Here is a 13,361-nt window from a genome sequence, read left to right on the forward strand (position 1 = left end):
GGCGTTACATCCGGGTCGCGAGGTTTCCCATGATCCAGAGCGTGCCGATCGCCATGATGGCCAGCAGCAGAACGGTGAACAGGATCAGTTGCAGGTCCTCGCGCTTTTGGCGGGACAGGTCGATGTGCAGGAAAAAGCGCAGGTGCACGACAATCTGCGCCACGGCCAGCACCGCAATCGTGATCGCCAGCGCGCGCCCTTCCATCAGTGCCCAATGTACCAGTGCGAAGGGCACCAGCGTCAGCGTCAGGGCAAGACCGAAGCCCGCCAGATAGAACCGGGCCTCTTTGCTGTGGTCAGGATCGGTCATGGCATCAGCCCTCCGAGATAGACGATGGAAAAGATCGCGACCCAGATCAGGTCGAGGAAGTGCCAGAAGAGGCCGAGCCGCAAGAGCCGCGTCTTGACCACCGGGATCAGACCGAGTGTCGCCATCTGCGCCAGCATCACCATGAGCCACAGGCAACCCACGGCGACGTGCAGCCCGTGCAGCGGCACAAGGCCCCAGAAGGCCGACCAGTAGCCGCTGTGCTGGGGCACCGCGCCGGCCTCGATCATGTGGGCGAAGTCCCGCAGCTCCAGCGAGAGGAACACCAGCCCAAGCAGCAACGACACCCCCAGCCAGCGGGCAATCGCCGCCCGCCCGCGTTCGTGCCGCATCGCCAGCGTGGCAAAGCCGAAGGTCAGGCTGCTGGTGAGCAGGATCATTGTCTGGGCAAAGATGCTGGCCAGGTCAAAGGCATCCTCCGGCCCGGGGCCACCTGCCATGCCCATCGGGTTGGCGACCGTCAGATAGGACGCAAAGACCAGTCCGAAGATCACCAGATCGCTCATCAAAAAGATCCAGAAGCCGAAAACGATGGTCTCGGCGCCCTCATGGGCTTCGCCGTGATGGTCCCCGAGGTTGAGGCCGGGGTGGAGGTTGGATGTGCTCATTCTGCGGCCTCGGTCCGATTTGGGCGCTCCGGCATGGCGCGGCCCATGTTGCGGGTGTGGGTTTCCTGAAGCCGGTCCACTGCCGTGGCCGCCTGAACCTTGGCCAGCCACGCGCGATGCTCTGCCGCGACCCGGGCGGCCGGGATGACGTGGTGGTTCCGGGTGTGGAACGTGCGGCCGACCAAGGCCAGCAGCATCACCGCCAGTGACAGCACGGCGAGCCACCAGATCCAGAACACCAGCGCAACCCCCATCAGCGTCGAGCAGACACAGACGATCAGGCCGATGGCCGTGTTGTTCGGCATCTCGATGTCTTCGTATGCTTCAGGCTCGGCATAGGCGCGGCCCGCGGCCTTGGCCTCTGCGAAATCGTCGCGGGCGGTGACGTGTGGCACCACGGCAAAGTTGTAGGGCGGCGGCGGCGAGGGGATCGACCATTCCAGCGCGCGCCCGTCCCAGGGGTCGCCCAGCGGCACGGCCAGTTGGTCACGGCGGCGGATGCTGATCCAGAGCTGGATCGCCAGGCAGGTGAGCGCCGACAGGATCAGTGCCGCGCCAAAGAGTGCAAGCCACATCATCGGCTGGAAGGACGGCTCGGCGAACGTGGGCGAGCGGCGCGGCATGCCATGCAGACCCAGCCAGTAGAGCGGCAGGAAGGTGAAGGAGAAGCCGACGATCCACAAGACAGCCGCCGCGCGGCCCCAGCCCTCGTGCAGGCGAAAGCCGAAGGCCTTGGGGAACCAGTAGTGATAGCCTGCCAGCAATCCGAACAGCACGCCCGGAATGATCACGTTGTGGAAGTGCGCCACGAGGAACAGCGTGTTGTGCACCTGGTAGCTGATCACCGGATTGGCCAGCATCACGCCCGTCAGACCTCCGATGGTGAAGAGGTAGAAGAACCCGACCGCATAGATCATGGGCACCGTCATGCGCACCCGACCGCGAAAGAGCGTGGCGATCCAGTTGTAGATCTTCACGCCCGTCGGCACGGCGATGGCCATGGATGCGATGCCGAAGGCGGCGTTGACGTTGGCGCTTTGCCCCATGGTGAAGAAGTGGTGCAGCCAGACGCAGAAGCTGAGCACGGCGATCGACATGGTGGCATAGACCATCGACATGTAGCCGTAGATGCGCTTGCCGGAATACGTCGTGATCACCTCGGAGAACATGCCGTAGCAGGGGATGACCAGCAGGTAGACCTCCGGGTGGCCGAACAGCCAGAAGAGGTTGACGTAGTTCATCATGTTGCCGCCGAGATCGTTGGTGAAGAAGTGGAACTCCAGGTAGCGGTCGGCGGCCAGCATCAGCGCCGCCACGGTCAGCGGGGGCAGGGCGAAGATCATGATGATCGAGGTGCAGATCACGGTCCAGCAGAAGATCGGCATCCGCAGGAAGTGCATCCCCGGCGCGCGTTCCTTGTAGATCGTGACGGCAAAGTTGATGCCCGACAGCGTCGTGCCGATCCCCGCCAGCGTGATGGCCCAGATCCAGTAATCCGGCCCCGGTCCGGGCTGGAAATCGGCCCCCGTGTAGGGCGGGTAATTGGCCCAGCCCCCGGTCGAGAACTTGCCCAGCACGAGGGAGATCATCACCAGCGCAGCCCCCGTCGCCGTCAGGCCAAGGCTGATCTGGTTCATCACCGGAAACGCCATGTCGCGCGCGCCGATCTGCAACGGCATGACGTAGTTGATGACCCCGGCGATGAAGGGCATCGCCACGAAGAAGATCATGATCGTGCCGTGGGTGCTGAACAGCTGGGAAAAATGGTCCGGTGTCAGGAACCCTCCGTCCAGACCAAAGGCCTGCTGGGTCCGCATCAGCACGCCCTCGATGACCCCGCGCGCCAGCATGATGAGCGCCAGCGCGCAATACATGATGCCGATCCGCTTGTGGTCGACGCTGGTCAGCCAGTCGCGCCAGAGCGGCCCCCATAGCCGGAACCAGGTCAGCAGGACCAGTACGCCAAGCCCGCCGAGGATCACGGCCATGGCGGCCCCCGCCGCGACCAGCTCGCTGGGGGTGGGGTCCTGGAGGGCGTGCCAGATGGACAGGGACGACAGGTCGAGCCGGCCGAAGAGTGCGTCGGTCATTGGGTGGGCTCTCCTGCCTCTGTCTGCGGATCATACTCCTGGGCACCGGGCTGGGCCGAGGGGGGCACGGGCGTTCCGTGCATGTAGCGGTGCAGGACGGTGTCGAACAGATCGCCCTCGACCGACGAGAAGTGGATGACGCCTTCGGGCAGGCCCTCTGCGGCCATCCGCTTTTGCGCCTCGGCCCCGGTGGAGGCGTCGGCAAGCACGGCGTAGCGCTCGGCCGTCAGCGGCACGCCGTCCGATTTGACCTGCGCGACCCAGGCGTCGAAATCGGCCCGCTCCATCGCGACGGCACGGAATTTCTGCTGTGCAAAGCCGGTGCCGTTGAACTGCGTGTTCTCGCCCTCGAAGCGGCCCGGGGCGTCGGCCAGGAAATGCAGCTTCGTGCGCATCCCGGGCATGATGTAGATTTGCCCCGCCAGCGCCGAGACCAGAAACGATTGCATCACGGTGTCGCTTGTCAGGTCCAGCGCGACAGAGGTCTGCTCGGGAAAGGCCAGCTCGTTGACGGTGGCGATGCCGAGTTCGGGGTAGATGAACAGCCATTTCCAGTCGAGGCCCACGACCTCGACCCTGAGCGGCGGATTGTCAGAGGCGATGGGCTTGTAAGGGTCGAGCGCGTGGGTTGTCCGGAAAAGCTGCACCGACAGCACCGCCACGATGACAAGCGGGACGCCCCACATCAGCACCTCGAGCACGGATGACCTGTCCCAATCCGGCGTGTAGCGTGCCGCGGAGTTGCGATAGCGAAAGTGCCAGAGCAGAATCGGAACAAGCAGGAAGACCGGCAAGATCGCGATCATGGTCCACCCGAGGATCTTTAACAGCTCCAGCCGTTGCGCGGCCGCGATTGGACCGCCGGGCATCAGGAACGTGTCCCCCGATCCACTGCACGCCGCAAGGGCAAGGCAGCCCAACAGGGAGGTGATTATGGAAGCTTGCCGAAAACTCATTGCTGTCCATCCTGCTGGCAAGGGGCGGCAGGTCGCCGGGCGCGCCTTTCAGCGGCCTGTCTTCCTGCCCACCGGTGTGATGGGTCTTGGTGAGCGATATCCGCTGCCTTTTCAAGACCGGGGATGTACGCTCTGCCAAGACCGAGGCAAAAGCCGAGGGTCAGGGCGATGACGTGCCCCGCGTCTGCAAGTGGCTCGGGCGCAAGTGCATATTTGACGGCCACGAGGGCGAGGATCGCGATCACGGCGGGGACGCGATGGCGCCAGGTGGCGATCAGGACACCGATCACGCCAAAGCCGCCCAGCGACATGCCCACGTCCGTCGTCTCCGCCAGCGTTGCAAGGGCAGGGACCTGTGCGACGGCGGCCAGGAGGACCAGGGTCGCCATGACATCGACCGCAAAGAACAGCCCGGCGGCGCGCCATGTGCCCCAGAGCCATTCCGCCCGGCCGATCACCAGGGCTGCGAAGGGGAGCTGGCGCAGCAGCATCGGCAGGTCATGCGACAAGACGATAGCCGAGACAAAGCGCGACAGATCCCCGTCGCGCAACGCCTCCACGCCGATCCCCCGCGCGGCCAGCACGCTTTGATCGATGTGCCCCGAGAACGTCCCGGCCAGGCCATTGGCGGCCAGCATGACTGCGAGAAAGGCACAGGTGAACGGCACCCGCCGCAGGAGGGCCGTGCAGGACGACAGCATCGGCAGATCAGGGCGCGACATGGACGGCAAAGCTCCCGAGCAATACGAACAGGGCCATGACGAGCAACAGCAGGAAGGTCTCGGCCGGGCCGTCATCGTCGGGCAGCTGCTCTTTCAGGTCGATCCGCCTGCGCTTGTGACGCATCCGCAGCCAGGCGATCATCACCACGGCACCGCCTGCGGCAAAGAGCAGATAGGTCGACCAAAGCGGTTCCGCACGCGCACTCAGCCGCGCCGCCGCAAGACCAAAGCCGACAATGGCAACGGCGGTGCGCACCCATGACAGGAAGGTCCGTTCGTTCGAGGCATGGGTTTCAAAGTTGACGATCATAAGCCCCCCTTATTTCATCAATCCACGCAGCCCGCCCGAGACCAGCACGTTGACCTCGTAGAGGATCTGCGGCGCGGCCAGTCCGCCGGGGCAGGCGAGGTAGTTGGGCGACCAGACCGGGTCGAACTTCTCCTTGTAGGCGCGCAGCCCCTCGAAGCGGTAGAAATGCTCGCCGTGCTCGTAGATGAAGCCGCCGATGCGGTTCCACAGCGGTGCAAGCTCCCGGTTCTCGACCCCGGCGAAGGGCGCGGCGCCCAGCGAGGTCCAGCGATAGCCCGTCTCGGCGCCCCAGAGCAGCATCTCGGCAAACAGCGCGTCCATGGCGAAATGCGGGGCCTCAGGCAGATAGCGCATGAGGTCCAGCGACAGCTCGTGCCGGTTGGCGCCCTGAAAGAGGTTTGCAAAGGCCACGATCCGGCCGTCGGGGTCGCGCAGCACGGCCACGTCGAAATTGCGCATGTATCCTTCGGTAAAAGCCCCGAGGGAAAACCCCTTTTCCTCTCCCTGTTTGCGGGCCAGCCAGGCGTCCGAGATGTGCCGCAACTCGGGCAGGATCGGCCCCGTCTCGGCGCAGGGAATCACCGCAAAGACAAAGCCGTCGCGGGCGGCGCGGTTGCGGGCCTGCCGCAGGTCCTTGCGCTTTGATCCGTCCAGCGTGAAGCCGCGCAGGTCGACGCGCGCGACCTCGCCGATCTTCAGGATCGACAGCCCCAGATCGAGGTAGGTCGGCAGGTAGGTCGGGGACACCGCGTAGAAGGCCACCCGTTTGCCGGCCCGGTAGGCCCGCTCCCGAAGTGCCCAGATCAGCGCCTGTCCCGCCTTCACCTCGCCCACGGGATCCCCCTTGGCGATCAGTGACTTGCCGGTATCGGCGTAGGCGATGAATGCGGTCTCGTCCGGCGAGACGAGGAACAGCTTGTCCCCTGTGAGGGCGATGTTGGCCTCTGTATCCTCGCTGTTTGCAACCAGTCTGCGCACGACGTCGGGGATCTCGCGCAGTTCCCGGATCGCGGGGCGGTGGCTGATGATCGAGTTGAGGACGACGGCCGCAAGGACGATTGCCACGATCAGGCTGGCGCGCAGGAACCGCGACGCGTCGCCGTTCCAGCTGAACTGCCACCACAGGGCGTTGCGGTAGTCGACATGGTCATAGGCAAACAGGCCGATCCAGAAGATCGCCGCGGCCAGGACGAGGATGCTGAGAATCCACCGCCGGTCCAGTCGGAACAGCGCGATCCCTTCGGCGCGGTAAAAGGCAGGTCGCAGCAGCCCCAGCGTCACGAAGGTCGCCGCCATCGACAGCGCCTCGACCCAGTCGAGCCCCTTGACCAGCGACGCGACCAGCCCGATGCCGATCAGGGCCATGGCGAAAAGCCACGCCCGGTAGAGCTTGCGGTACAGCCCCGCCGCCACGACGATCAGAAGCGCACCCACGAGGCTGCCGACAAGGTGGGACGCTTCGATGACGCCCAACGGGACCACGTCGCGCAACAGCTCCAGCCGGGTGCCTTCGGCGGGCAGGGTGCCCGAGATGAGCAGCACGATCCCGGCGAGCATCGCCAGAGCCGCCGCCAGGATCGGAACCACGGGCTTGAGCGCCCGCCAGAGCGTGCTCGACGCGACATGAAACCGGCCCCGGTTTGCCAGGGTCGCGGCAATGGCCAGCCCAAAGGCCGCAATTGCGAAGGGCAGCACGGTGTAGATCAGGCGGTACAGTACAAGCGACGCCAGAACATCGGAGCGGCCAGCGGCGCCGAGCCCGGCGATGATGGTCGCCTCGAAAGCGCCGAGGCCCCCCGGCGCGTGGCTGAGGATGCCGAGCATGACGGCCGCAACGAAGACGGTTGCAAAGACCGGCAAGCTTGGTCCGAGGTCCGCAGGCAACAGCACATACAGCGTCAGGGCCGCACCGGAGACATCGAGCAGGCCCGCCAGAGTGAGGCCGAGGGCCTGCGTGGGGCGGGGCAGATCAAGGCTGTAGGCATGTGAGCGCAGACGCCTCTGGCCGGTGGCCAACCAGATCAGGTAGCCGGCATATCCAGCCAGAAGCAGAGATCCGAGCGTGGTTTCCACCAGCTCCGGGATCGGCAGGATCGCGCTTAACCCGGTGGGGTGCAGCGTCAGCAGCGCGCCGAAGAGCAAAAGCAGCGCGGAGACAAAGCCCGACCAGGAGATCGCAACCACCGCCGAGACCTTGACCAGATCCAGACCAAAGGCCGAATAGACGCGGTAGCGGACCGCTGTGCCGGTCAGGTATGACACGCCGAGCAGGCCGGAGATGGCATAGCCCGCCGCCCCGGAAACCATCGGCACGCGGGCCGGCATGGCCTTTGGCGCGACGGCCCGCATGGCAAGGAAATCGTAGGCCGCGATTCCCGCAAAGCTCAGGGCGGTGCAGCCCAGCGCCGCCAGAAGCACCCAAGGACGTTGCGCAGCGAGGTCGCCGCGCACGTCTGCCCAACTGACATGGCTCGCCAGCTTGTGCAGCACGACCACGGCGATGATGCCGATGATGACCGGGATCACGATCTTGACGGCTGGGTGTTCGATCACGCGCAGCACGCGTGCCACGACGGTCGGGGTCTTAGCGTCGGCCATTCACGCCGTCCTCCAGAAGGTCGATCTGTATCTGCTGCAATTCGGCAAGTCTTTCCCATTGATGCGCAAGCTGGTGGTCGATCTTCTCGTGCAGCAGGCGGATTTCAAGTTCGGATTTCAGGTTCACCCGGTAGTCGTTTTCGGCGCGCAGCCGGTCCTTGGCGTCCTGCCGGTGCTGGCTCATCATGATGATCGGTGCCTGAAGGGCGGCCACGCAGGACAGCACCAGGTTGAGCAGGATGAACGGATAGGGATCGAAGGGTTTCGGGCCGAGCAAAAGCTCGTTCGCGATCATCCAGACAACCAGCACCGCGCAGAACCCGGTGATGAAGGTCCAGCTGCCGCCGAATTCCGACACCCGGTCCGACAGGCGATCGCCGAAGGTGGCGCGTTCTTCCACGTCGTCCTCGGGCCTGCGAGAGATCGGCTGCCCCGCTTCGAGGCTGGCCAGAACCTGTCGGTCGAGCGCATCGAGCTCCCCGCGTTCGCCTTCGAGCAACCGCTCGACATACAGCCTGCGGAACCGTGCCAGATCGGCCTTGCAGATGCGCTTGCCATCGGCCCAGCCGGGCGCCTCCTGCACGATCAGGGCAGAGACCCCCGGCCGGACGCCGATCCAGGGTTGCAGCGCGGATGCAGGGAATGACTTGTTGCAGACATGGCAGGTGGCGTGGGATCCACGGCCGTCGTTTTTTGTCTTCATGTCAGGCCTCGACACGTGCCGAGTTTGCCAGCATGACGACCGACAGGCCGGTCGAGAGAAAGTTCAGGCCCAGCATCAGGCCCAGCGTCCAGCTTGCGGTCCAGGGCCAGCCAAACAGGATCACCACACCCGCCGCGAAGGAACACAGTCCGCTGAACACCAGCCATCCCCAGTTCGAGACATGTGCGCTGCTGCGCAGGCCAAAGAGGATTGAAAGCAATCCCTCCATCAGGAAAGACAGCATCATCAGCAGGGTCAACGCTGCGACACCCGCGACGGGAAACAGGGCGAGCGCGGCACCGACGACAAAAAGAAGTCCGAAGGCCGCGACCCCGTAGCGCCATTCCGGCGCGGGCCGGATCGCCCAGGAAAACGCCAGCCCGACGGCGCCCCACAGGGTCAGCATCCACGCCACCAGCAATTCCGCGCCAAAGGTTGCGATGTTGGGCAGAAGAATGGCAAGCACACCAAGCCCCGCAAGGATGACGCCCACCAGTCTCAGATGTTTGAACGCCGCCCGGTCACTGTCCGGACGCTCCGACGATTTCAGATGGCTCAGATAAGTCTGCACGTGTTTTGCTCCCAGGATTCCGGTTGGCTCGACCGGCACGAAACATCACTAGGTGCGCGCCATCGCCCGGATTTCGCGCGAACCTTACTTTCATGCAAAGAAGTTTGTTTCGCTGGCGCATCGGGCGCGAATTCCCCTAGATGACGGCAAGGAGATGACGCCCATGAAGATCCTGCTCGCCGAAGACGACGCCAAGGTTGCCGACTACATTGTTGCCGGCCTCTCGGAACATGGCCATTCGGTCGATCATGTCGCCGATGGCCGGGACGCGCTCAGCTACTGCCTTTATAACGAGTGTGACCTGGCGATTCTGGACCGCATGTTGCCGGGGATGGATGGCCTGTCGGTGCTCAAGGCGCTGCGGGCTTCGGGGAAACCCTTGCCGGTGCTGTTCCTGACCGCCATGGGACAGGTCGACGACCGCGTCGAAGGGCTTGCCGCTGGCGGCGACGACTACCTGACCAAGCCTTTTCATTTCTCCGAACTGATCGCCCGCATCGACGCCATCGTCCGCCGCAAGACACAGACACGCGCCGAGCCTGTTCTGACCGTGCACGACCTTCAGCTCGACCTCTTGTCGCGCACCGCCACGCGTCAGGGCACCGTGATGGAGCTGCACAGCAAGGAATTTGCCATTCTCGAGATCCTGATGCGCAACGCAGGCCGGGTCGTGACCCGTACCCTGCTGCTGGAGCGGGTCTGGAATTTCAATTTCGAACCCAACACCACCGTGGTCGAAACCCATATGAGCCGGTTGCGCGCAAAGGTCGACAAACCCTTCGACGTGCCCCTGATCCACACGATCCGCAACACCGGGTATTCGATGCATGGACCGCGGTGACATCCTTTCGGGCGCCGCGTTCTCGGCGGTTCTGCGCTCGGCCATCGCCTTTGTCGTCGTTCTTGTGGTGTTCGGCTGGGCCGCGCTCGCCTACATCGAGCACAGCCTGATCGCCGAGCTGGGCGACGACGTTCAGCAGCGCTGGAACATCATTGCCTCCGAACACGAGGACGAGGAGGAAGGCCATCTTGAGGCGGCGATTGCCACCGTGTCGCGGACGACGACCGGCGGACATCACGCCGTGGCGTTGTTCGAGGCGGCGGATACTCTTGTCGTCGGCAATATCCTGACCCGTCCCGAGGGTTCGGGCCTGCAGGTCGGCCCCCTTGATCATGCCAGCGTAACGCCGGACGACATCACCCGTGAATACGTCTATTTTGCCGGCCCGGTGGACGAAAATACGCTGGTCGTCGGTCTGCGGCTGGACCTGCTGTACCATACGAAGATCCTTGTCTTTCGCGCCCTGACGCTGAGCGGGTTCCTGATCCTGCTCACCATGCTGTCCGTGGGCTATCTTTTGAGCGCCAAGAGCCTGCGCCGCCTGAAGGAGATCGAAACCGCGCTGTCGAAAACCTCCGAGGGGGACATGACGGTCCGCATCCCCGAGAACGGTGGCACGACGCAGATTGATCGGATCGCGCGGCAGTTGAACCAGCATCTCGAACGCTTGTCGCGGATGGTCGCCACCACCCGCAACACCGCCGCCGCGGCCGCCCATGATCTGAAGTCGCCGCTTGGCCGCGCCTATCTCTCGCTGGGCAAGGCGATGGAGCGCGTCGATCAGGGCGCGGACCCGACCGAGGCGCTGGGCGATACGCAGGACGAGCTTGAGACCATGCGTGTCATCTTCGATTCCTACCTGCAACTCTCCCGCATCGAGGCCGCCGGAGAAGAGCGCATGAGCGACCGGGTTGATCTGGCGGCGCTCACAGCGGACCTTGTCGAGACCTTCGCCCTGATCGCGGAGGACGAGGGCCAAACCATGACGTTCGAGGAGGATGCCGGACAGGACCACGCGATCATGGGCGATGCGCAGATGCTTCAGCAGATGGTGGTGAACCTGCTGCAGAACGCCGTGACCCACGGCAGCGAGGGCAACCTCATCACGGTTCGGATGAGGCGAGCGGGCGGCAGCGTCCTGTTCACGGTCGCGGACAAGGGTCCGGGCATTCCCGAAGCGTCAAAGACGCGGGTTTTCGAGCCCTTCCACCGGCTCGACCCCAGCCGGTCCAAGCCGGGAAACGGCCTGGGGCTGGCACTGGTGCGGGCAATTGCCGAAAAGCACAACGGCCATGTCGCGCTCGCCGACAACCACCCGGGTTTGATCGTCGAGGTGACGCTGCCAGCCAGCGGCGCCTAGGGAACGCCGTGCATGTCGGGCGCTGCTCGGGACAGGTTTTCAGCGCCTTCCGACGTGCGCGCGGGGGCGTCTCCTCGCCGGACCAGACACCGTCCTCAGGCGGACCAATCGTGCGTGCGCCGATCACAGCCATCGTCGTGGCCCACCGCGTCTGAGGCGCGATACGCGCGGCTTGTGAAGCCGTTTCATGCGATGATCGGCGCATACGATCTTTCAACGGCGGGATCGGTGGGGGCCGGCTACCCATACCGGAGGCGCAGCCCGGTGGGGCAATCTGCTGTCAGGCGGGCCTGTCCCCTCGCCCTCAGGCATTTCCGTGCTACTCTGCTTCAAAGGTTGGAAAGGAGACCGGGCCATGCGCATCAATGCCAATCTTGCCCTGCCAGTGACCATCGACACCGAGACGCTGGACTGGGTGCCGAGCCCCGCGCCCGGCGTGGATCGGAAGATGCTTTATCGCGAGGGGGAGGAAGTGGCGCGCGCCACCTCGCTCGTGCGGTATGCGCCGGGCAGCGCCTTTCCCGAGCATACACATGCCGGCGGCGAAGAGATCCTCGTGCTCGGCGGCACCTTTCAGGACGAACACGGCGACTATCCGGCGGGCTGCTATTTTCGCAACCCTCCCGGCACGGCGCATAGTCCGGCATCGAAGGATGGCTGTGCCCTCCTTGTGCGGCTCTGGCAGTTTCGCGCAGGCGACACTCAGCAGATCGTTCGCCCGCCCGAGAATGTGCTGGGGCCGCGTGTCCTGTTCGACGATGGGGCGGAGCGGGTGACGCTGGAACGGCGCGATCCGCATATTCCGATCATTCTCGACAACGCCCGCGGCCTGGAGCTCATGGTGCTGTCCGGTGCCCTGCGGCTGGAGGGACAGACCCTTGGTCCTCAGGCATGGCTGCGCCGTCCGGCGGGGCAGGGGATCACAGCGCGCAGCGGTGCGGATGGTGTGACCTTCTGGCTCAAGGACGCGCCCTTGCAGCATGACGACGTTCTGACGATTCCAGAGTGATCAAGGGCCGGTGTGGAACAGGGCGGGGACAACATCGCGCAAGTACGCCAGGCGTTTGAGCCACCCAATGGCGGGATAGCCCGCCTGCGCGTGCCGCTCCAGATCGCCGAGAATGGCCTACCTTGGGGGCCGGGTGGAACGGGGCGAGCCGTCGCGCTGGCCGCACGCTGCGTTGCATCTTGATAGCCCTGGACAGGGGCCACATCCCACCTCAGATCCGATGGCGTCCCGTCGCGGCGCTGGTCGATGGCTGCGAGGGACCAGACCTCGCCTGCGGGATAAGATGCAGTGCCGTGACGACCGGTTCGCGTCATGTCATCGACAGAGACCGGGTCGCGCGGACCAAGCCAACGCCATGGTGACCGCTTCGGACGGTCAGACGTCGGACAAGGCGACCTCGGTGCCCCAGTTGGCGCAGGCGCGCGACAGATCGGCGGACAGAGGGCGGTCGGTAAAGAAGGTGTCGACCTCCGCCAGCGAGGCGATCTTGGCCGGGGCAGAGCGTTTGAACTTTGAATGGTCCGCCACCAGGTAGGTCTGCCGGGATTGGCGCAGAATCGCCTGGCTGACGCTGATTTCCTGAATGTCGTAATCCAGCAGGTCGCCGTCGCGATCCAGCGCGGAGCAGCCGATCACGGCCACATCGAATTTGAACTTGGCGATGGTTTCGGCGGCGAGGGTGCCCACCAGCCCGCCATCGGCACGGCGCAGCTGGCCGCCGGTGACGATGACCTCGCATTCGTGATTGTCCGCAAGGATATTCGCCACGTTCATATTGTTGGTGATCACCATCAGGTTGGTGTGGTGGATCAGCTCACGGGCGACGGCTTCCGTGCTGGTGCCAATGTTGAGAAACAGGGAAATGTCGCTGGGAATGCGTGCGGCACATGCCCGGGCAATGGCGTTCTTGCCGTCCGGGTTGATGGCGCGGCGTTCCTCGTAGCCGATATTTGTCGTGCCAGAGGGCAGGACTGCGCCGCCGTGCACACGTTCCAGCCGCCCGGTTTCCGCCAGATCGGCAAGGTCGCGGCGGATGGTTTGCAGGGTGACACCGAAATGTTCGGCCAGCCCGTCCACCGTCACCTTTCCGTTGCGGCGCGCGATTTCAAGGATTTCAGGATGGCGAAAGGTCACTGACAATGGGGCGGCCCTCCCTCGACCGTTCATGGAACTTATCATACGGCGGGGGAGGGATGGCAATCAATGCTGCGCGCCAGTTTCTGTCCGAGAGACGAAAAGCGAACATCAAGCCCTGCGTTTTGCGG

The 13,361-nt window shown here is 64.6% G+C and carries 13 protein-coding genes; 3 read left to right on the top strand and 10 right to left on the bottom strand.

Annotation, left to right across the window (positions count from 1 at the left end; all coding sequences use genetic code 11):
* Window positions 1-4 precede the first annotated feature (4 nt).
* From cyoD to GGQ68_RS10745, 9 genes are read right to left on the bottom strand one after another with little or no spacing between them, the layout of a single operon-like run.
* Window positions 5-310, bottom strand: coding sequence for a cytochrome o ubiquinol oxidase subunit IV (gene cyoD / locus GGQ68_RS10705; protein WP_183965828.1), 306 nt, complete (start codon window positions 308-310; stop codon window positions 5-7).
* Window positions 307-936: a cytochrome c oxidase subunit 3 gene (locus tag GGQ68_RS10710; RefSeq protein ID WP_183965830.1), complete on the bottom strand. Its 630-nt coding sequence runs from the start codon at window positions 934-936 to the stop codon at window positions 307-309. The genes cyoD and GGQ68_RS10710 overlap by 4 nt, the downstream gene beginning before the upstream one ends.
* A complete protein-coding gene (locus tag GGQ68_RS10715) occupies window positions 933-3,026 on the bottom strand; it encodes a cbb3-type cytochrome c oxidase subunit I (RefSeq protein ID WP_183965832.1) in 2,094 nt (697 codons plus the stop codon). Before GGQ68_RS10715 ends, GGQ68_RS10710 begins: the two co-directional genes overlap by 4 nt.
* Window positions 3,023-3,982, bottom strand: coding sequence for a cytochrome ubiquinol oxidase subunit II (locus GGQ68_RS10720; RefSeq protein ID WP_183965834.1), 960 nt, complete (start codon window positions 3,980-3,982; stop codon window positions 3,023-3,025). The genes GGQ68_RS10715 and GGQ68_RS10720 overlap by 4 nt, the downstream gene beginning before the upstream one ends.
* Window positions 3,979-4,704 carry a rhomboid-like protein gene (locus tag GGQ68_RS10725; protein WP_183965835.1) on the bottom strand — a complete coding sequence of 242 codons (726 nt, stop codon included), beginning with the start codon at window positions 4,702-4,704 and terminating at the stop codon, window positions 3,979-3,981. The genes GGQ68_RS10720 and GGQ68_RS10725 overlap by 4 nt, the downstream gene beginning before the upstream one ends.
* Window positions 4,691-5,014: a YidH family protein gene (locus tag GGQ68_RS10730; RefSeq protein ID WP_183965836.1), complete on the bottom strand. Its 324-nt coding sequence runs from the start codon at window positions 5,012-5,014 to the stop codon at window positions 4,691-4,693. Before GGQ68_RS10730 ends, GGQ68_RS10725 begins: the two co-directional genes overlap by 14 nt.
* Window positions 5,015-5,023: 9 nt before the next feature.
* Complete coding sequence (mprF, locus tag GGQ68_RS10735) at window positions 5,024-7,612, bottom strand: bifunctional lysylphosphatidylglycerol flippase/synthetase MprF (RefSeq protein WP_183965837.1); 2,589 nt, start codon at window positions 7,610-7,612, stop codon at window positions 5,024-5,026.
* Complete coding sequence (locus GGQ68_RS10740; RefSeq protein ID WP_183965838.1) at window positions 7,599-8,315, bottom strand: DUF1003 domain-containing protein; 717 nt, start codon at window positions 8,313-8,315, stop codon at window positions 7,599-7,601. Before GGQ68_RS10740 ends, mprF begins: the two co-directional genes overlap by 14 nt.
* A 1-nt stretch (window position 8,316) precedes the next feature.
* Entirely contained in the window at window positions 8,317-8,886 is a 570-nt protein-coding gene (locus GGQ68_RS10745) for a DUF308 domain-containing protein (protein ID WP_183965839.1), read from the bottom strand.
* Window positions 8,887-9,049: 163 nt separating this feature from the next.
* Here GGQ68_RS10745 and GGQ68_RS10750 point away from each other — a divergent pair, with 163 nt between their 5' ends.
* The 3 genes from GGQ68_RS10750 (at window position 9,050) to GGQ68_RS10760 (ending at window position 12,096) form a co-directional block, all read left to right on the top strand.
* On the top strand, window positions 9,050-9,727 hold the full coding sequence (locus GGQ68_RS10750) for a response regulator (protein ID WP_183965840.1): 678 nt from the start codon (window positions 9,050-9,052) through the stop codon (window positions 9,725-9,727).
* A complete protein-coding gene (locus GGQ68_RS10755) occupies window positions 9,714-11,087 on the top strand; it encodes a HAMP domain-containing sensor histidine kinase (RefSeq protein WP_183965841.1) in 1,374 nt (457 codons plus the stop codon). The genes GGQ68_RS10750 and GGQ68_RS10755 overlap by 14 nt, the downstream gene beginning before the upstream one ends.
* A gap of 355 nt (window positions 11,088-11,442) precedes the next feature.
* Entirely contained in the window at window positions 11,443-12,096 is a 654-nt protein-coding gene (locus GGQ68_RS10760) for a cupin domain-containing protein (protein ID WP_183965843.1), read from the top strand.
* A gap of 375 nt (window positions 12,097-12,471) precedes the next feature.
* On the opposite strand, the gene GGQ68_RS10765 is transcribed toward GGQ68_RS10760, so the two are convergent.
* Window positions 12,472-13,236, bottom strand: coding sequence for a DeoR/GlpR family DNA-binding transcription regulator (locus tag GGQ68_RS10765; RefSeq protein ID WP_183965845.1), 765 nt, complete (start codon window positions 13,234-13,236; stop codon window positions 12,472-12,474).
* Between the last annotated feature and the right edge of the window lie 125 nt (window positions 13,237-13,361).

The sequence above is a fragment of the Sagittula marina genome (genome assembly GCF_014196795.1).
GTDB lineage: Bacteria > Pseudomonadota > Alphaproteobacteria > Rhodobacterales > Rhodobacteraceae > Sagittula > Sagittula marina.